Source organism: Rhodococcus sp. NPDC059968 (genome assembly GCF_042738615.1).
Classification (GTDB): Bacteria; Actinomycetota; Actinomycetes; order Mycobacteriales; family Mycobacteriaceae; genus Rhodococcus_F.
This window is the reverse complement of the sequence record NZ_JBHWUE010000030.1, coordinates 54,756-73,642: the sequence shown is the minus strand read 5'-3', so window position 1 is coordinate 73,642 and position 18,887 is coordinate 54,756. Positions and strand designations below refer to the sequence as shown.

At 67.8% G+C, this 18,887-nt stretch carries 19 protein-coding genes; 11 read left to right on the top strand and 8 right to left on the bottom strand.

The window, feature by feature from the left end:
- Positions 1–76: 76 nt before the first annotated feature.
- Together ACFWAY_RS23465 and ACFWAY_RS23460 are read left to right on the top strand one after the other, a co-directional pair.
- Complete coding sequence (locus ACFWAY_RS23465) at positions 77–790, top strand: DUF6319 family protein (protein WP_378512355.1); 714 nt, start codon at positions 77–79, stop codon at positions 788–790.
- A 120-nt stretch (positions 791–910) separates the two neighbouring features.
- The gene (locus ACFWAY_RS23460) at positions 911–1,564 is read left to right on the top strand and encodes a S1 family peptidase (RefSeq protein WP_378453248.1); all 654 of its coding nucleotides are present in this window, start codon (positions 911–913) and stop codon (positions 1,562–1,564) included.
- A 68-nt stretch (positions 1,565–1,632) separates the two neighbouring features.
- On the opposite strand, the gene ilvD is transcribed toward ACFWAY_RS23460, so the two are convergent.
- Both ilvD and ACFWAY_RS23450 read right to left on the bottom strand, forming a co-directional pair.
- Positions 1,633–3,327 (bottom strand): dihydroxy-acid dehydratase, encoded by a 1,695-nt coding sequence (ilvD, locus tag ACFWAY_RS23455; protein ID WP_378453249.1) that lies wholly within the window; start codon positions 3,325–3,327, stop codon positions 1,633–1,635.
- Between the two features lie 37 nt (positions 3,328–3,364).
- A complete protein-coding gene (locus ACFWAY_RS23450) occupies positions 3,365–3,931 on the bottom strand; it encodes a TIGR03086 family metal-binding protein (protein ID WP_378453250.1) in 567 nt (188 codons plus the stop codon).
- Positions 3,932–4,015: 84 nt separating this feature from the next.
- Here ACFWAY_RS23450 and ACFWAY_RS23445 point away from each other — a divergent pair, with 84 nt between their 5' ends.
- From ACFWAY_RS23445 to ACFWAY_RS23430, 4 genes are all read left to right on the top strand, one after another.
- Positions 4,016–5,014: an aldo/keto reductase gene (locus tag ACFWAY_RS23445; protein WP_378453251.1), complete on the top strand. Its 999-nt coding sequence runs from the start codon at positions 4,016–4,018 to the stop codon at positions 5,012–5,014.
- Between the two features lie 45 nt (positions 5,015–5,059).
- On the top strand, positions 5,060–6,328 hold the full coding sequence (locus tag ACFWAY_RS23440) for a nitrate/nitrite transporter (RefSeq protein ID WP_378453252.1): 1,269 nt from the start codon (positions 5,060–5,062) through the stop codon (positions 6,326–6,328).
- A 91-nt stretch (positions 6,329–6,419) separates the two neighbouring features.
- Positions 6,420–8,000, top strand: a complete 1,581-nt coding sequence (locus ACFWAY_RS23435; RefSeq protein ID WP_378512373.1) for an FAD-binding oxidoreductase — start codon at positions 6,420–6,422, stop codon at positions 7,998–8,000.
- Positions 7,997–8,911, top strand: coding sequence for a diacylglycerol kinase (locus tag ACFWAY_RS23430; protein WP_378453253.1), 915 nt, complete (start codon positions 7,997–7,999; stop codon positions 8,909–8,911). The genes ACFWAY_RS23435 and ACFWAY_RS23430 overlap by 4 nt, the downstream gene beginning before the upstream one ends.
- A 4-nt stretch (positions 8,912–8,915) precedes the next feature.
- Here the strand turns inward: ACFWAY_RS23430 and ACFWAY_RS23425 are convergent, their stop codons facing one another.
- Positions 8,916–9,299: an RNA-binding S4 domain-containing protein gene (locus ACFWAY_RS23425; protein WP_378512354.1), complete on the bottom strand. Its 384-nt coding sequence runs from the start codon at positions 9,297–9,299 to the stop codon at positions 8,916–8,918.
- A 101-nt stretch (positions 9,300–9,400) separates the two neighbouring features.
- Between ACFWAY_RS23425 and ACFWAY_RS23420 the strand changes: the two genes are divergently transcribed.
- Both ACFWAY_RS23420 and ACFWAY_RS23415 read left to right on the top strand, forming a co-directional pair.
- Complete coding sequence (locus tag ACFWAY_RS23420) at positions 9,401–10,060, top strand: TetR/AcrR family transcriptional regulator (RefSeq protein WP_378512353.1); 660 nt, start codon at positions 9,401–9,403, stop codon at positions 10,058–10,060.
- A 27-nt stretch (positions 10,061–10,087) separates the two neighbouring features.
- A complete protein-coding gene (locus ACFWAY_RS23415) occupies positions 10,088–10,753 on the top strand; it encodes a GTP pyrophosphokinase family protein (RefSeq protein ID WP_378453316.1) in 666 nt (221 codons plus the stop codon).
- Here the strand turns inward: ACFWAY_RS23415 and ACFWAY_RS23410 are convergent.
- On the bottom strand, positions 10,734–12,209 hold the full coding sequence (locus ACFWAY_RS23410; protein WP_378512352.1) for an MFS transporter: 1,476 nt from the start codon (positions 12,207–12,209) through the stop codon (positions 10,734–10,736). The genes ACFWAY_RS23415 and ACFWAY_RS23410 overlap by 20 nt on opposite strands.
- A gap of 6 nt (positions 12,210–12,215) precedes the next feature.
- On the opposite strand from ACFWAY_RS23410, the gene ACFWAY_RS23405 reads away from it, so the two are divergent.
- Both ACFWAY_RS23405 and ACFWAY_RS23400 read left to right on the top strand, forming a co-directional pair.
- Entirely contained in the window at positions 12,216–12,779 is a 564-nt protein-coding gene (locus ACFWAY_RS23405) for a GNAT family N-acetyltransferase (RefSeq protein ID WP_378512351.1), read from the top strand.
- A gap of 53 nt (positions 12,780–12,832) precedes the next feature.
- On the top strand, positions 12,833–13,252 hold the full coding sequence (locus tag ACFWAY_RS23400) for a hypothetical protein (RefSeq protein WP_378453258.1): 420 nt from the start codon (positions 12,833–12,835) through the stop codon (positions 13,250–13,252).
- A 15-nt stretch (positions 13,253–13,267) separates the two neighbouring features.
- On the opposite strand, the gene ACFWAY_RS23395 is transcribed toward ACFWAY_RS23400, so the two are convergent.
- Positions 13,268–14,716, bottom strand: coding sequence for an MFS transporter (locus ACFWAY_RS23395; RefSeq protein ID WP_378512350.1), 1,449 nt, complete (start codon positions 14,714–14,716; stop codon positions 13,268–13,270).
- Positions 14,717–15,027: 311 nt separating this feature from the next.
- Between ACFWAY_RS23395 and ubiG the strand changes: the two genes are divergently transcribed.
- Positions 15,028–15,861 (top strand): bifunctional 2-polyprenyl-6-hydroxyphenol methylase/3-demethylubiquinol 3-O-methyltransferase UbiG, encoded by an 834-nt coding sequence (gene ubiG / locus ACFWAY_RS23390; protein WP_378512349.1) that lies wholly within the window; start codon positions 15,028–15,030, stop codon positions 15,859–15,861.
- Here ubiG and ACFWAY_RS23385 read toward each other — a convergent pair.
- The 3 genes from ACFWAY_RS23385 to ACFWAY_RS23375 all read right to left on the bottom strand — a co-directional run bounded on the left by ACFWAY_RS23385 (position 15,858) and on the right by ACFWAY_RS23375 (position 18,813).
- Positions 15,858–16,706: a 3-hydroxybutyryl-CoA dehydrogenase gene (locus ACFWAY_RS23385; protein ID WP_378512348.1), complete on the bottom strand. Its 849-nt coding sequence runs from the start codon at positions 16,704–16,706 to the stop codon at positions 15,858–15,860. The genes ubiG and ACFWAY_RS23385 overlap by 4 nt on opposite strands.
- Before the next feature lie 74 nt (positions 16,707–16,780).
- Positions 16,781–17,941 (bottom strand): acyl-CoA dehydrogenase, encoded by a 1,161-nt coding sequence (locus ACFWAY_RS23380; protein WP_378453263.1) that lies wholly within the window; start codon positions 17,939–17,941, stop codon positions 16,781–16,783.
- A gap of 173 nt (positions 17,942–18,114) precedes the next feature.
- Positions 18,115–18,813 carry a TetR family transcriptional regulator gene (locus tag ACFWAY_RS23375; RefSeq protein ID WP_378453264.1) on the bottom strand — a complete coding sequence of 233 codons (699 nt, stop codon included), beginning with the start codon at positions 18,811–18,813 and terminating at the stop codon, positions 18,115–18,117.
- Positions 18,814–18,887 lie beyond the last annotated feature (74 nt).

The following is an 18,887-nucleotide window of genomic DNA, read 5'->3' as shown; positions in this document are numbered from 1 at the left end:
CGGAAACGTCGGTGGCGTGTGCGAGAGTTGCGGTGCTCACGAGCGTAACCAGGAGACAGACCAGAAAGGACAGCGCATGCCGCCCCGTAGACGTTCCGGCGCCGCCGCACCGGATCACCTGACCGCGGAGAATCTCGAGACCCTCGCTGCCGCGATCGCGGAAGGCAAGCGGGCCACCGTGTATCTGCGCGAGGCGATGCCCAGCCTCGGGCTCGAGGCCGGAGCCTCGGCGAAAGTTATCTCCGTGCAAGGCAATACGGCCTTGATCCGCCCCAAAGGTGTCGACGACGAGCTCCCCTTCGAAGCAGAGGAGCTTCTGATGAGACGAATTCCCGCTCCCAAGCCTGCGCCCGCACGCACCGCCCCCGCGGCGCCGGTCGTGCACCAGGAGATCGAACCCGGTCCGCCCCCTGCCCCCAAGGCACCCGCCGCCAAGACCGTCGCGACGCCACAGCCCGCCGCCACCGCGGTCCCGAAACCCGCCACGGCACCGGCCAAACGCACCGGCAAGAAGGTGCCCGCGGGAGTCAGCGTCACCATCCACGCCGGCGCCGACAACGACTGGAGCGTCACCGTCGCGCACGGAGCCAAACGTCCCGGCAGGGCCGTCCCCGTCTCTCCGGACGCCGTCGAGCGCGCTGTCCGGGAACTCGGGGAGGAGACGGCGATCGAGGCCGTCGAGTCGATCATCGTGGCGGCACGCAACCTTGCGGCGGCCCGGGTCGACGAGCTGAGCCGGCAACTCGAGGACGCCCGCAAAGCACTGGAGGCGCTCGGCGCCGTCGAGTAGCGCCCGGGTGAGCAACGGTCGCGGTCTCTACATCGGCATTCCCGCACGCAGGGCTTGTGCGGGTGGGATTCTTATGGGGAGACACGCGGCCGTCGGGGCTCATCCGGGAAGGTTCGAAAAATGTTGAAACGATTCGCGGCGGTTGTTGCGGCGACAGCGGGAATTCTGGGATTCGTTGCGGCGGGGTCCGCAACAGCAGCTCCGGCCGCCGTCTTGGGGGGCGGTTCGGGGATCGTGGTGAACGACGAACTCGTCTGCTCACTCACCACCATCGGGCACGACAACGCGGGCCGGCTCGTCGGCCTCACGGCGGGCCACTGCGGTGAAGCGGGCTCCTACGTGGTGCCCGAGGCCAGTCAGGACAGTGGCATCGTCGGCGAGTTCGTCGTCTCGAATCCCGCTCTCGACTACGCGGTGATCCAGTTCGACCCCAAGAAGGTCGTCCCGGTGAACCGGGTCGGCGGTGTCACCATCACACAGATCGGCGCACCGGCAGCCTTCCCGCAGGTGGCATGCAAGGAAGGCCGTACCACGGGAAACACCTGCGGCATCGTCTACGGCGACCTGATGCAGACGGGCGAAACATGGACCCAGGCCTGCGTGATCGAGGGTGACTCGGGCGCACCGATGGTCGTCGGCACCACTCTGGTGGCCATGGTCAACGCCTATCTCGCGGCGCCGTGCATCGGCCCGGAAATCGGCACCAACCTCAACTCGATCATCGCCGACATGAACGCGAGCGGCGGTCCCGGCGCCGGGTTCCGGCCCATCTAGGCGCCTCCGGCGCCCGTGCGCCTTTTTGGTAGCCAGGACGACCAGAAAGGCGCACGGGCGCGGAGCGCCTAGCCGCAGACGGCGCCGCCCGAGGCGGAACCGACGAGCTTCGTGTACTTGGCCAGGACACCTCGGGTGTAGCGCGGGGGCAGAGGCTCCCACCCGTTCTTACGGCCCGCGAGTTCCTCTTCGTCGACGAGCAATTCCAGCGTGCCCGTCCCGACGTTCAATCGGATCTGGTCGCCGTCGCGGACGAACGCGATGGGACCGCCGTCGACGGCCTCCGGTGCCACGTGGCCGACGCACAGGCCGGTGGTGCCGCCGGAGAATCGGCCGTCCGTGAGGAGGAGGACGTCCTTCCCCAGTCCGGCACCCTTGATCGCGCCGGTGATTGCGAGCATCTCGCGCATGCCGGGACCGCCCTTGGGGCCCTCGTAGCGGATGACCACGACGTCGCCGTTCGTGATGGTGCCGTCCTCGAGGGCGTCCATCGCGGCCCGTTCCCGTTCGAAGACGCGGGCGGTGCCGGTGAAGACGTCGGAGTCGAACCCGGCCGACTTCACCACCGCGCCGCCCGGGGCGAGGGAACCCTTGAGGATCGTGATTCCGCCGGTCGGGTGGATGGGCGAGCTCATCGCGCGGAGCACCTTGCCGTCCGGGTCGGGAGGTGCGATGGCCGCCAGGTTCTCGGCCATCGTCTTTCCGGTGACGGTGAGACAGTCGCCGTGCAGCATCCCGGCGTCGAGCAGGGCCTTCATGATGACGGGGACGCCGCCGATGTGGTCGACGTCCTTCATCACGTGCTTGCCGAACGGTTTGACGTCCGCGAGGTGCGGGACGCGGGCGCCGACGCGGGAGAAATCGTCGAGGGTCAGTTCGACATCCGCTTCGCTCGCGATCGCCAAAAGGTGCAGGACGGCGTTGGTGGAGCCGCCGAACGCCATGACCACGGCGATGGCGTTCTCGAACGCCTCCTTGGTGAGGATGTCCCTGGCGGTGATGCCGCGGCGGAGCAGTTCGACGACGGCTTCACCGCTGCGCCTCGCGAATCCGTCGCGACGACGGTCGGTGGCGGGCGGCGACGCGCTGCCGGGCAACGACATGCCGAGTGCCTCGGCGGCACTGGCCATCGTGTTCGCGGTATACATCCCGCCGCACGCGCCCTCGCCGGGACAGATGGCACGCTCGATGGCGTCGACGTCCTCGCGGCTCATCAGTCCGCGCGAACAGGCGCCGACCGCCTCGAACGCGTCGATGATGGTGACGTCGAGTTCGGTGCCGTCGGACAGTTTGGCGACACCCGGCAGGATCGAACCGGCGTAGAGGAACACGCTCGCGAGGTCGAGGCGGGCCGCGGCCATCAGCATGCCGGGCAGCGACTTGTCGCAACCGGCGAGCAGCACCGATCCGTCGAGGCGTTCGGCCTGCATCACCGTTTCCACACTGTCGGCGATCACCTCACGGGAGACGAGGGAGAAGTGCATGCCCTCGTGTCCCATCGAGATGCCGTCGGACACCGAGATGGTGCCGAACTCGAGGGGATACCCGCCTGCGGCGTGGACGCCGTCCTTGACGGCCTTCGCGAGCCGGTCGAGCGACAGGTTGCAGGGGGTGATCTCGTTCCACGACGATGCCACGCCGATCTGGGATTTCCCCCAGTCGTCGTCGCCCATGCCCACCGCACGGAGCATTCCGCGCGCTGCGGTCTTCTCCAGTCCGTCGGTGACGTCGCGGCTGCGGGGTTTCGGATCCGGGGTACTCATGTATCTCAGCGTAGGCGGGACCCTCGGCGGCGGTTGGTTAAATGCGTTGCCGGGGATCGCGCCCGGTCAGGGCGATCAGGCGATCCTGTAGTGGTGCGTCGTCGGGAACGTCGACGGGGTCGGCGAACAGTCCGCTCTCGGAGAGCATCTCGCGTTGGCCGTCGAGGTCCGACCAGACGCCGGCGACGAGTTGCGGGTCGAGTGTGTCGTCGGATCCGGTGGCCTTGGCGAGGTCCCATGCGTGGATGGTGACGTCGGCGATCTGCTGCCGCAGATACGGCTCGAGCGGCACCGTGCCGTAGGACAGGTGCACCTGCGTCTGCGGGTCGGTCGACGACCACGAGTGGATGGCCGCGTCCGAATACCGCTGCCATTCCGACCGCATGTCGCCGTGCAGGGGCTCGATGTCCGGGGTTGCTTCGCCGACCGTCTTCCCGGCGAGCAGTGGGGGAACCCACTGCTGTTCCTCGATGACGTGCCGCACCAGCTCTGTGACGTCCCATTCGCGGTCCGGGGTCGGCGCCGACCAGTCGGTGATCGCGGCGACCCGTGCACCGAACTCGCGGTGGGCGATGCGGGCGAGTTCGAACCAGTCGAATGCCATGCCTTCAGGGTAGAGGCAGCCGGGTCACGATCAGCGCGATTCCAAACGATGCACCTGTTGGGGTGCTCGGGAAGGATGGGGCGCATGACCAACATTCCCACCGTGCAGTTGTCCGAAGGCCTCACCGTCAGCGCGCAGGGCTACGGCGCCATGTCCGTCGCCCCCGTGTACGGCCCCGTCGATGCCGCGGAGGCGCTCGCGACCCTCCACCACGCCATCGACATCGGAGTGACGTTCATCGACACGGCCAACGTGTACGGCGACGGCGCGAGTGAGATCGCGGTGGGCACGGTGCTGAAGGAACGCCGCGACGAGGTGCAGCTGGCCACCAAGTTCGGTCTCGTCGGCAACATCGCGAACGGCCGGCGCAGCATCAACGGCAAGCCCGAGTACGTGGCGCAGGCCCTCGACGAATCGCTGTCCCGGCTCGGCGTCGACACCGTCGATCTCTACTACCTGCACCGCGTCGACCCCGAGGTGCCCATCGAGGACACCGTCGGTGCGATCGCGGAACAGGTGAAGGCCGGGAAGGTCCGCAACATCGGACTGTCGGAGGCGACCGGCGACGAGTTGCGTCGCGCGTCGCGCGTGCACCCCATCGCCGCGATCCAGAGCGAGTGGAGCATCTGGAGCCGCGACGTCGAGAAGCACGTGGTTCCCGCGGCGGCGGAACTGGGCATCGGCTTCGTGCCGTACTCGCCGGTGGGCCGGGGCTTCCTCACCGGAACGTACGACCCGGCCACGCTGGGCGACAAGGATCTGCGTCGCCGGTTCCCGCGTTTCGGCGACGATGCGCTGCCGGCGAACCTGAAGGTGCTCGACGTCGTCCGCGAGGTCGCTGCCGAACTCGACGCGACGCCCGCCCAGGTGTCGCTGGCGTGGCTGGACGCGAAAGGCCGCGAGTTCGGGTTGCCGTCCGTGTCGATTCCCGGCACCCGGTTCGCGGCCCGTGTGACGGAGAACGCAGGCGCGGTCGCACTCACGCTGACCGAGGGGCAGATCGCCCGCCTGGACCTGCTGGCGGACCTCACCGTCGGCGAGCGCACGGCCGATCCGACCTGGGTGTCACTGGGCCGCGAGTGACTTCAGCCAGCGGGTAATACCTGCTGGGGGGTAGTTTGATCTGCGATGAGCAGAGTGTGGTTGGTGTGGGGCGTCGGGGTTGTCGCATATATCGTCGCCGTCCTGCATCGAACCTCGTTCGGTGTGTCGGGCCTCGCGGCGACGGAACGATTTTCGATCAGTCCGAGTGTGTTGTCGGGTTTCGTCGTACTCCAGATCGTGGTGTACGCGGGGATGCAGATCCCGGCCGGTGTGCTCCTCGACCGGTACGGGTCGCGGATCATGATTTCCGCGGGCGCCCTCATCATGGCGTCGGCGCAGATGCTCCTCGCGCTCACCGAATCGCTGCCCCTGGCGGTCGCCGCGCGCGTTTTCGTCGGCGTCGGCGACGCGATGACGTTCATCTCCGTGCTGCGTCTGGTGCCGCAGTGGTTCGCGCCGAGGCGGGTCCCGCTCGTGTCGCAGCTGACCGGCATCTTCGGTCAGATCGGTCAGATCCTGTCGGCGCTGCCGTTGATGCTGTTGCTGAACGGGCCGGGCTGGAGTTTCGCCTACGGCAGCGCGGCGTCGCTCGGTTTGCTGTCCTTCGTGCTGGCCGTCTCCTGCATCCGCAATGCCCCTCCCGGTCTGGAGGTGGTGGCCGCGCCCGCCGGACTGCGGGAGGTGGGCAAGCAGATCCGCGCCGTGTGGGGTCGTCACGGCACCCGACTCGGGTTCTTCACCCACATGGGCACGCAGTTCTCGATGACCACGTTCGCCCTGCTGTGGGGTGTGCCGTACCTGAGGTCGGCGCAGGGGTTGTCGCCGGCGGAGGCCGGTTCGCTGCTGACCCTGTCGGTGATCTCGGCGATCGTGGCCGGTCCGATCATCGGCATCCTCAGCGGCCGCTTCCCGATGCGCCGCTCCTATCTGGTGCTGGCGATCATGATCAGCAACGCGGCGATCTGGACCGTCGTCCTGTCGCTGCCGGGTCCGGCGCCGATCTGGTTGCTGATCGTGCTCGTGATGGTGATCTCGGTGGGTGGCCCCGGTTCGATGATCGGCTTCGACTACGCCCGGATGTTCAACCCCAGCACCAGCATGGGAACGGCGCAGGGAATGGTCAACATCGGCGGCTTCCTGGCGTCGTTGCTGGTCATCCAGGCGATGGGTCTCATCCTCGACGCGATGGGCGGGTACTCGTTCGAGGCGTTCCGGGTGGCCTGGCTCGTGCAGTACCCGGTCTGGGTCGTGGCGATCACGGGTGTTCTGGTGACGCGTGGGAAGACACGGAAGCAGATGGGGTTGGTGCTGCGGCCCATCCGTCAGGTGTGGCGGGAGCGGGGCGGTCGCTGAAAGGGCTAGTTACACTCTTACATGATGTGTAACACTATAACGCATGAGTAATGAGCGATCGGAAGATCATGCCGTCCTGACGGCACCCCCGATGCAGTGGGACGCCTGGGGCGCGCCGGAGAAGCACAAGGTCCTCTCGGACGGCATCAAGGGACTGCTGCAGCAGGCCCTCGGCGTCACGATCAGGGAGCCGTCCGACCGTGCGGCCGGCGACGTCGTCCTGGTTCCGAGCGCACTGTCCGGCCAGCAGGTCGCCGCGCTCGCGGGCATCGTCGGAGAACAGTTCTGCAGCACCGCGCACTCCGACCGGCTGCTGCGTTCCGGCGGCAAGAGCACGCTCGACCTGCTGCGTCGCCGCAGCACCGAACCGCAGAACGCGCCCGACGCCGTGATCACTCCCGGCACGGACGCCGAGGTCGCCGACGTGCTCCGATACTGCGCAGACCACGACATCGCCGTGGTGCCGTTCGGCGGCGGAACGAGCGTGGTCGGCGGGCTCGACCCCGTGCGCGACCGATTCGACGCCGTCGTCTCGCTGGACCTGCGCCGGTTCGACGCGCTCATCGACCTCGACACCGACTCCGGCATCGCGACGCTGGGAGCGGGCGTGACGGGTCCGCTCGCCGAGGAACTGCTCGGCGCCCACGGCTTCTCGCTCGGGCACTTCCCGCAGAGCTTCATGTTCGCGACCATCGGCGGCTTCGCGGCCACCCGGTCGTCGGGGCAGGCGTCCGCGGGGTACGGGCGGTTCGAGGACATGGTGCAGGGACTGCGGGTGGTGACCCCCACCGGGACTCTCGACACGGGGCGCGCCCCGGCCTCCGCGGCGGGTCCGGACCTCGGCGAACTGTTCGTCGGGTCGGAGGGAACGCTCGGCGTCATCACCCGGGTGCGGGTACGGGTGCACGCGGTCCCCGACGCCACCGTCCGGGAAGGGTGGAGTTTCCCCGACTTCGAGACGGGCGCGGCGGCTCTGCGTGCGTTGCGGCAGGAAGGTGCGGTCCCGACCGTGCTGCGACTGTCCGACGAGGCGGAGACGGGGGTGAACCTCACGACCACCGACAAGATCGGTGAGGAGACCGTCACCGGCGGCTGCCTGGCGATCACGACGTTCGAGGGCACCGCCGAGCACACCGCGGAGCGGACGGCGGAGGCTCGCGCCGTGCTGGTGGCGCACGGCGGCACGTCCCTGGGCGAGGGGCCCGGAAACGGCTGGGAGCACGGACGTTTCGATGCGCCGTACCTGCGCGACGCGCTGCTCGACGCGGGAGCGCTGTGCGAGACGCTGGAAACCGCGACCACCTGGGGCAACCTCGCTGCGCTCCGCGCGGCCGTGACCACCGCGCTGACGGAGTCGCTGTCCGGGCAGGGCACCCCGCCGCTCGTTCTCTGTCACATTTCACACACGTACCCGACCGGCGCCTCGCTGTATTTCACCGTCGTGTCCGCGCAGGCGGAAGACCCGATCGAACAGTGGCGTAAGGCCAAGACCGCCGCCGGTGATGCGATCGTCGCCGCCGGCGGAACCATCACGCACCACCACGCGGTCGGAGTCGACCACCGCCCGTGGATGCGGGACGAGATCGGCGACCTGGGTGTCGCGATTCTGCGGGCAGTGAAGGACACGGTCGATCCGGCGGGAATCCTCAACCCCGGCAAGCTGATTCCGTGAGCACGCAGCAGGTGATCGAGAAGGTCACCGTCCTCGTCAACCCGCTCGCCGGACACGGTCACGCCCCCGTCGCCGGCCGCAAGGGGGTGGCCCGCCTGCGTGAGCGCGGGGTAGCCGTCACCGAGATCATCGGGACGGACGCCGATCACGCGCGCATGCTGGCCCGCCGGGCGATCGACGACGGCACCGACGCGCTCGTCGTCGTCGGCGGGGACGGCGCCATCAGCATCGGGTTGCAGGCGGCCGCGCAATCCGGAACCCCGGTCGGGCTGATCCCGGCCGGCACCGGCAACGACCACGCGCGCGAATTCGGTATCCCCGTCGGCGATCCCGTCGCCGCGGCCGACGTGATCGCCGACGGGGAGGTGCAGGAGTCCGACCTAGCCAGGATCACGCTCACGGACGGCGCGGTGGTGTGGGCGGGCACCATCGTCGCGAGCGGATTCGACTCGCTCGTCACGGACCGCGCCAACCGGATGTCCTGGCCGAAAGGCCCGATGCGGTACAACCTCGCGATGCTCGCCGAACTGACGCGGCTCCGCCCACTGCACTACACCATCGAACTGGACGAGGAGACGTTCCAGGTGGACGCCACCCTCGTTGCGGTGGGCAACGGACGCTCCTACGGCGGCGGCATGCAGATCTGCCCGGGCGCCGACAAGACCGACGGCCTGCTCGACGTGACGGTCGTCGACTACGGTCGCCGGTCGAGGCTGGTCCGGTTGTTTCCCCGGGTCTACAAGGGCACACACGTGGATCTCCCCGACGTGCAGACCTACCGTTCGCGGACGGTGCGACTGCAGTGCGACGGCATCACGGCCTACGCGGACGGCGACCGGGTCGGTCCGCTGCCGGTCACCATCGAGGCGGTGCCGGCCGCCCTGCGCATCCTCAGCCACACCCCGGCCTGAGCGGTCACAACCCGCGCAACCGGTCCATCTCACGGCGTTCGCGCTTGGTGGGCCTGCCGGCGCCGCGGTCGCGCTGCGGTATCGACGCGAGGACTTCGCGCGGTGGGGGCGGTGGGGTGTTGTCGGCGTAGCACTCGACCGCCACCACCGCGCCGACCCGTTTGGTGATGGGCCGGACGACCTCGACGATGCGTTCGACACCCGCCGCGCGAATGCGGACCTCGTCCCCGACCTTGACCGGCTGCGCGGGTTTGGCGGTGGTGCCGTTGACCCGCACGTGCCCCGACCTGCAGGCGGCCGCCGCCGCGGAGCGCGTCTTGAACAGCCGGACCGCCCAGGTCCAACTGTCGACCCGGACGCTCGCGGGGTCGGTACCGGAAATCGCCACCCGACCAGGATACGAAAGCGCGCGACTCAATTGCTGATCGCGGGTGCCGCCTTCCGCACGATAAACGGAGTGCGTATTCCACTTCGGGTAGCATCGGGTTCATGGTGAAGTCGGGACCGAAGGAGGCACGGGATGCGTGCAGGCACGCGTTGCGCACCGACGCCGAGCGCAACCGCTCGCGCGTCGTCGACGCGGCGCAGGAGGTGTTCGCCGAGCAAGGGCTGACGGCCTCCATGGCCGAGGTCGCCCGGCGGGCCGGGGTCGGCATCGCGACGTTGTATCGCCGTTTCCCCACCAGGGAGGATCTGATCACCGACGTCTTCGCCGACAAGATGAGCGCCTACGTCGACGCCATCGACGAGGCCGCGGCCGACCCCGATCCGTGGAACGGTTTCTGCGCCTACGTCGAGCGGGTGTGCGCCATGCAGGCGGAGGATCGCGGCTTCACTCACGTGCTCACGATGACGTTTCCCACCGCGAGCGAATTCGAGGCGAAGAGGGCCGAGGCTTACCGCGGCTTCGATCGGCTGATCGAACGCGCCAAGGGCACCGGTCGGCTGCGCGCGGATTTCTCCTCGCAGGACCTGGTGTTGCTTCTGATGGCGAACGCGGGGGTCATCGAGGCGACGGGCGCCGCGGCCCCTGATGCGTGGCGTCGTCTCGTGGGCTACATGCTCCAGGCGTTCGCGGCCGACGGTGCCGCGCCGCTGCCCCCCCCGCTCCCACTCCGTCGGCGATGTACGAATCCATGGTGGGGGTGACGTGTGGAGCAGCGAACGGCCGATGACGTGACCGGACTGCTGAGTCTCCGAAACTCCGACGAGGGACGGGATTTCACCCGATTCCTGATGTCGTACAAATTCGGCATCGACGAGATGATGACCAAGATCAACATCTTGAAGGACGAGTTCACCTACATTCACGAGTACACCCCGATCGAGCACGTGAAGTCGAGGCTGAAGTCGGCCGACAGCGTCCTGGGCAAGGCCGCCCGCAAGGGTATTCCGCTCACTCTCGACTCCATCCGCGGCAACATCCACGACATCGCCGGAATCCGGATCACCTGCAGCTTCATTCAGGACGCGTACCGGATCAGCGACCTGTTGACGGGCCAGCAGGACATCACCCTCGTCGAGGTCAAGGATTACATCGCCGAACCCAAACCCAACGGATACCGGAGTCTGCATCTGATCGTGGAGGTTCCGGTGTTCATGTCCGACCGCGTCGAATCGGTGCGGGTGGAGATCCAGATCCGTACGGTGGCCATGGATTTCTGGGCAAGCCTCGAGCACAAGATCTACTACAAGTACGACAAGGCGGTCCCGGCCGCGCTGCTGGACGAGTTGAAGGATGCTGCCGACGTGGCCCGCAATCTCGACGTCAAGATGGAGGCCCTCCACGACGAGGTGCGCGAACACGGGGCAGCGCTGCGCGTCATCCCTTCGGGGGAGTAGGGCCAGGCCGGGCGAGGGTCGGTTGCACTGCCGGGCCGGTGACGTCGCAATGTGGTTTGCATGCAACCGAATCCGCGGTGGGAGCCGGTGGGGCGGGCGCGCGGATCAGGGCTGCGGCGATGGTCGCACCAATCAGCAGCAGTGCGATGCAGATGAACATCGCGATGCGGAAGCCGTGCGAGAAGCTGGTGGGGTCGATCATGCTTTCGGCGTCGATCCCGGCGATACCGGGGAGTGCGGCCACCGCCAGCAGCTGACTTGTGCGCGCGACGGCGTTGTTCACTCCGGACGCGATGCCGGACTGTTCCACCGGGACCGACCCGAGCACGGCGGCGGTCAGCGGCGCGACCATGGTGGACAATCCGAGGCCGAAGACGACGACGCCGGGGAGCACGACCGTCCAATAGTTCGCACCCGGACCGATCCGTGTCATCAACAGCAGGCCGACCGCTGCGAGTGCGGGCCCGACGGTCATCGGCAGCCGGGGGCCGTGGGTCTGGGCGTAGCCGCCGGCGCGCGAGGAGAAGGCCAGCATCGCCAGCGTGATCGGGATGGTGGCGACCCCGGCTTCGATCGGCGAGTATCCGGCCACCAACTGCAACTGCAGGACCAGCAGGAAGAAGACGCCGCCGAGTGCGGCGTACACGGCGAGCGTCACCAGGTTCGCCGCCACGAACATGCGCGACGCGAACAGGCTCGGCGGTACCAGCGCGTTCGGTGAGCGCCGTTCCACCACGACGAACGCGACCAGCGTGACGGCTCCGACCACCCCGGCGATCAGGTTCATCTCGATCAGACCGTAGGTGAGCGCGCCGAGACCGACCACCGCGCACATCGACCCCAGCACGTCGAGGTGATCGGACGGATGCGGGTCCCGGCTCTCGGGGACGTGCCGCATCGACGCCCACACGACGACGACGGCGAGCGGAAGATTGAGCAGGAACACCGACCGCCAGCCGGCCACCTCCACCAGCCAGCCGCCCAATAGAGGTCCGATCGCCCCGGCCACCCCGCCGAGCCCCGACCACAGTCCGATCGCGGCACCCCGGTCGTCCTCGTGGATCGACGCCGAGATCAGAGCGAGGCTGCCGGGGGTCAGCATCGCAGCGCCGACACCCTGCAGAATCCGGGCAATCACGAGCATCGTGATGTCGGGTGCGATGCCGCACAGGAGTGACGCCACCGCGAACCAGACCGTCCCCCAGACGAAGACGCGGCGCCTGCCCCAGCGATCCCCGAGCGCCCCGCCCAGCAGGATCAACGACGCCAGCGCGAGGGTGTAGCCGCTCAGTACCCACTGCATTCCCGCGACATCCGACCCGAGGTCCTCGCCGATGTGCGGCAGGGCAATGTTCACCACCGTGCCGTCCAGTAGCGCGAGGCTCGAGCCGAGAACGGTGGCGGTGACCACCCACCGCCCCTGACGGCTGCTCAGGCGCAGAACCGTGTCGGTCATCTCCCCATGGTGCGCTGCGGTCCAGACAGTGCGGTACTCGTTGCGATTTCTCGCGCCGGCTTCGGCATACTCGACATCGTTGCCCGGTCGAAACGGAAAGTCGAGAGCCCGCACGTGTACATCGAAGTCGACGACCTGTCCCGCGAGGACGTGCACGGACTGCTGGCCGAGCACCTGGCGGACATGCGTGCCACGTCGCCGCCCGAAAGTGTTCACGCCCTCGATCTGTCCGGTCTGCGGGACCCCTCGGTCACCGTGTGGACGCTGTGGGACGAGGAGGCCGTGCTGGGAACCGTGGCTCTGCGTGAGCTCTCGCCGGCCGAAGGCGAGATCAAGTCGATGCGGACGGCCACGGAGGCGCGCGGGCGGGGCGTGGCCACCCGGCTCCTCGCGCACCTGGTCGACGAGGCGCGGGCACGCGGGTACGTCCGGCTCAGCCTCGAGACCGGCACCGAGGATTTCTTCGCCCCGGCCCGGCGCCTGTACACCGAGCACGGCTTCACCGAATGTCCCCCGTTCGGGGACTACGGCAACGATCCGAACAGCATCTTCTTCACACTCGCCCTGTGACGGCTGTGCACGTGCGACACTTTCCGCCACGCACCTCGATATACGGAGAACTCATGGACATCATGCGCAAGGTCGCAGTCGGGGCCGTCGCGGTGGCCGGCCTGTCATTCTTCGCCGCGGGGACAGCCGCTGCAGACCCGGTGCCGGCGCCCATGCCACCGCCGCTACCCGTGCCCATGCCGGTCCCGTTGCCTGCCGGCACGTACCTCGGCACCACCAACGTTCTCGGTGGCGACCTGATCTGGAAGGGCAAGACGTTCGGACCGGGGTGGGTCATGGACAACTTCGGTGTGTTCTTCCCGTACATCTTCGGCATGACCACCCCGGAAGCGAGCGGATCCATCGTCACCGACTACAGCCCCTCCGGGCTTCCCTTCCTGACCGACCGGATCACCCCGAGGCCCGACGGGACCTACGAGGGAACGGTGTACATCAACGGCAACCCCGTTGCCGGATACGCCCTCCACAGGTAGGCAACCGGCAAAGGTCTACACCTTCGACGGCGCGAGCGGTTCGGTGGGAATCGAATTCGGCGCCGCGGGGGTGGCGCGGCGGGTGGGAATGGCCAGCGTGATGGCCGCGGCGACGAGTGCGACACCGCAACCGATCAACAGACCGGTTCGGAAGCCGCCCTCGGTGGGCAGGGTGTGACCGGCGACCTGCACGCTCATCTGGGCCAGGACCACACCGACGACGGCCGCGGACACCGCGGTACCGACCGAGCGCATCAGGGAGTTGACGCTGTTGGCGGAGGCGGTCGCGGACTGCGGCACGGCGCTCATCACCAGGGCGGGCATCGCGCCGTAGGCCAGGCCGACGCCCGAGCCGCAGATGCAGGTCACGACGACCAAGCCCCACGTCGACCCCATCAGGAACATCGACGATCCGTAGCCGAGCGCGATGACGAGGCTTCCGACGAGCAGGGTGACCTTCGGTCCGCGAGTGGACGACAGCTTGGCGCCGAAGGGGGAGACCGCCATCATCATCAGGCCCGAGGGAGCCATCCACAGGCCCATGGCCAGCATCGACTGTCCCAGGCCGTATCCCGTGGACGCCGGTAGCTGCAGCAGCTGCGGAACGATCAGGGACTGGGCGTACATGGCGAAGCCGACCACGACGGACGCGGCGTTGGTCAGCAGCACCTGACGGCCGGCGATCACCCGCAGGTCGACCAATGGTTCGGGAGTGCGGAGTTCCCACCAACCCCAGGCCGTCAACGCGATGACCGTGGTCGCGAACAGACCGAGGGTGGTGCTGCTCGCCCAGCCCCAGTCGGCGCCCTTGGACACAGCCAGCAGCAGGGACACCAGTCCGACACCCAGTCCGACTGCCCCAATGGGATCGAAGCGGGCCTTGGGTCCGTGGACAGGCGTGGCAGGCACGAAGAACCAGAGCAGCACGGCGATCAGCGCGCTGAGCCCGGCGGCGCCCCAGAACAGCACGCGCCAGCTCGAATTCTCGGCGACCGTTGCCGCGAGTGGCAGACCGAGGGCGCCGCCGATGCCCATGGACGAGCTCATCAAGGCGATGGAGGAGTGCAGGCGCTCGGGCGGCAAGAGGTCCCGCAGTGCGCTGATGCCCAGCGGAATCATGCCCACACCGATGCCCTGCAGCCCTCGGCCGATCACCATCGGGGCCAGGGATGTGGCGAGCGCACAGACCACCGAGCCGAGGACGAGCGGCACGGTGCAGATCAGCATCATTCGCCGCTTGCCGTACAGGTCGCCGAGACGTCCGGTGACCGGTGTCGCCACTGCGCCGGCGAGCAGCGTCGCGGTGATCACCCAGGACGCGTTGGAGGCGGTCGTGTCGAGCAATCGGGGGAGGTCGCCGATCAGCGGCACCACGAGGGTCTGCATGAGCGCGGCGACGATGCCGGTGAATGCCAGCACGGCGACGAGGCCGCCCGGGCGGACGGCGGGCGTCGGACTGTCCACACGAATCTCCTCAACTCTGCGAAACACAATTTGTGCACCATACACAGCATATGCATGGTGCACAAGATATGTATCGTGCAATAAGCTCAGGAGGAGCGTTTTCCGAGGTGGACAGCGGTGAGACCGCACGCGACCACGGCCACCACGGACAGTCCCGTCGATGTCCACGCCCACGAGTCCGGCCGCAGCGTGCTCTCGGATTCGACGAGCGGCGCGTACGGGAGGCGGCGCTCGCGTAAGGGCACCGGCCTTGAAGTGACCGACGCGCAGGAGAAGGCTGGAGTCGTCGCTGTGCCGTCGGCAGAGAAGGGGTGGTCCGCTTGGTCATCGACAACGATGTCTACAACCGTGTGGGGGAGTCGTGGTGGGAGGAAGACAACCCACTCAACCTGCTGCACGGAAGCCTGACGCCGGGACGATTCGCCTACTTCCGCAAGGTGCTCGGCGAGACGGTCGGTCGTGACCACCGCGGACTCCGCGCCCTCGACGTCGGTTCGGGCGGCGGGTTCCTCGCGGAGGAGTTCACCCGCATCGGTTTCCGGGTGACGGGCATCGATCCGTCCCCGGTGTCGGTCGATACCGCGCGTCGGCACGCAGCCGGCTCGGCACTCGACATCGAGTACCGCATCGGGTCGGGCGAGCACCTGCCGGTGCCGGATGCCGCGTTCGACGTCGTCTACTGCTGCGACGTCCTCGAGCACGTGTCGGATCTGGACGGGGTGATCGCCGAGACGTCCCGTGCGCTGAAACCCGGCGGTCTGTACCTGTTCGACACCATCAACCGCACGTTCGCCAGCAAGCTCGTCGCGATCAAGATCATGCAGGAGTGGCGGATGACCCGGATGTTCGACACTCCCATCCACGACTGGTCGATGTGTATCCGTCCCGCGGAGCTGGCGCCGATCATGGAGCGGCACGGTCTGCGGCTCGGCGAGTTCGTCGGGCTCGGGCCGCGGTCGAAGAATCCTCTCCGGCTGCTCGACCTCGCCCGGGCAGGCGGAACACGGCTCAGTTACGGGGAGTTGAGCCGCCGGCTCGACTTCGGGCAGATCAGGAGCACGGCCATCTCCTACATGGGATTTGCGGTCAAGAATGGTGAAAGCCCGCCGCGACAACGCGACGGGCTTCCGGAGGGGCGTGGCTAGCTGTAGTCGTAGAAGCCCTTGCCGCTCTTCTTGCCGAGGTGTCCGGCGTCCACCTTGCGCTTGAGCAGCGTCGGGGGAGCGTAGTGCGGCTCGGCGAACTCCGCGTACAGCGACTCCGCCGCGGCGAGGGTGATGTCGAGGCCGACGGTGTCGATCAGCGTCAGCGGGCCCATCGGGTAGCCGCAGCCGCCCTTCATCGCCTCGTCGATGTCCTCGGCCGTGGCATAACCCGACTCGAGCATCCGGACCGCCGACGTGAGGTACGGGATGAGCAGCGCGTTCACGATGAAGCCCGCGCGGTCACCGGCCCGCACCGTCTTCTTGCGCAGTGTGTTCTTCGCGTAATCGGTGACCGCGAGGACGGTCTCCTCCGACGTGACCAGGCTGACCACGATCTCCACCAGCGGCATCACCGGCACCGGGTTGAAGAAGTGGACACCCACGACCTGCCCGGGACGCTGCGTGGCGTTGGCCATCTTGATCAGCGGGATGGACGACGTGTTGGACGCCAGGATGCCCGACGGCTTCACGATCTTGTCGAGCTTGCCGAAGATGTCGACCTTGAGCGACTCGATCTCCGGCGCCGCCTCGATCACGAGGTCGCGGTCCGCGAAGTCCTCGATAGCGAGGGTGACCCGCACGCGGGCGAGTGCGGCGTCCGCGGCGTCCTGGTCGAGCTTGCCCGCCTTGACCCCGCGAGCCAGGGACTTCTCGATCCGGGCCTGCGCGGCCTCGGCGAATTCCGGCTTGGTCTCGAGGATGAGAACCGAGCTGCCGGCCTTGATGCATACCTCGGCGATGCCGGCACCCATGGTGCCGCCGCCGATCACGCCTACTAGTTCCACAAATTCTCCTCACGTAGCCGTGCGCCTTTCTGGTAGCGGGAACTACCAAAAAGGCGCACGGGCGGCGTAGCCGCCTACTTCAACAGTGCACGCGACATCACGACGCGCTGGATCTGGTTGGTGCCTTCGTAGATCTGAGTGATCTTCGCATCACGCATCATCCGCTCGACAGGGAAGTCGGTGGTGTAGCCGGCGCCACCGAACAGCTGCACGGCGTCCGTGGTGACCTCCATCGCGACGTCGGAGGCGAAGCACTTGGCGGCCGCGGAGATGAAACCGAGGTTCTTCTCGCCGCGCTCGGCGCGCGCCGCGGAGGTGTAGACCATGAGGCGTGCGGCCTCGACCTTCATCGCCATGTCGGCGAGCATGAACTGCACGGCCTGGAAGTCGCTGATCGACTTGCCGAACTGCTTGCGGTCCTTGGTGTAGGCGAGAGCGGCGTCGAGGGCGCCCTGCGCGAGGCCGACTGCCTGCGCGCCGATGGTGGGACGGGTGTGGTCGAGCGTCTGCAGCGCCGTCTTGAAACCGGTGCCGGGCTCGCCGATGATGCGGTCGCCGGGGACCTTGCAGTTCTCGAAGTAGAGCTCCGCGGTGGGCGAACCCTTGATGCCGAGCTTCTTCTCCTTCGGTCCGACGACGAAGCCCTCGTCGTCCTCGTGGACCATGAACGCGGAGATGCCGTTGGCGCCCTTGTCGGCGTCGGTGACGGCCATGACGGTGTACCAGCTGGACTTGCCACCGTTGGTGATCCAGCACTTGGAGCCGTTGAGGATCCAGTCGTCGCCGTCGGCCTTGGCGCGGGTGCGCATGCCGGCGGCGTCCGAGCCGGCCTCACGCTCGGACAGAGCGTAGGACGCCATGGCCTCGCCGGACGCGAGCTGCGGCAGGACCTGCTGCTTGAGTTCTTCGGAGCCGTTGAGGATGAGGCCCATGGTGCCGAGCTTGTTGACGGCGGGGATCAGGGAGGAGGAGCCGCAGACGCGGGCGACCTCTTCGATCACGATGCAGGTGGCGACGGAGTCGGCTCCCTGGCCGTCGTATTCCTCGGGGACGTGGATGGCGTTGAACCCGGAGTTCACGAGGGCGACGCGGGCCTCCTCGGGGAAGCGCGCATCCTCGTCGACCTCCTTCGCGTAGGGTGCGATCTCCTTCTCGGAGAGCGCGCGGATCGCGGACCGAAGTTCATCGTGCTCTTCACCGAGCTTGAACAGATCGAAGTCCGGATTTCCGGCCATGGGGCGCTCCTTGCTGAGTCTCGACGGCACCGAGTCTGAATAGGCACTCCGTGCCAGGGTTGTTGTCGTTCAGGTGGGCCGCAATGTTCGTGGTGGGCAAACTTCTGCCACTACAGTGCAGTCAACCACGGCACTGAGTGCCAGTCAAGGGTGGGAGTCGTCACCCCGGCCGCTCAGCGTCGGCGCCGGGACAGCTGGGCCTGGATACGCCCGGTGATCTCGTCCACCGGCGTTCCCGGTGGGTACGACACCACCAGAACAGCGTCCTGGTCCTGCGTCGACGCCCCCGGAGCGACGCCGAACGTCCGGCGCACGTCGAGGAGGGCCCGTTCGAGTTCCTCGGCGGTGGCGTCGGGGTCGCCCTTGATCATGTTCCGGAGCAGGAAGTTGTGGCACGCGGTGACGGCGGCCGCGAATCCGATGACCTTCAGCACCGGTTCGGTGGGTACGACACCGCGCAGGTAGTCGACGAACAACCGCTCGTAGCGGAAGCCGGTGACGATCTCCCGGTCGCGCAGCGCGGGCACGCGCTGGACCACCTGGTATCGGCGAGCCGACAGCTCCCGATTCTCGCGAAACCTGTCGAAGACCAGGCCCGCCGTCCTGCAGACCGCCGCCCACGGGTCGTCGGAATCCGTCGACAGATAATCGCCTGCCTGCTGCAACAGCGATTCGTGATCGGCGAAGATCACGTCTTCCTTGGAGCGGAACTGGCGGAAGAACGTCCGCCGGGACACGCCCGCGGCCGACGCGATCTGCTCTACTGTCGTCGCCTCGTACCCGTTCTCGGAGAACAGCCGGATGGCCTGCGCCACGACGTGGACGCGGAAGTCCGCGGGATCGATGCCGGGTGTGTCGACGCGCTCGGTCATGAGGCCCAGTATCCATCGGCGGCATTGGGCGCGCAGTGCCCTGGACCCGGCGCGCCTTGCGGGCGGATACTCGA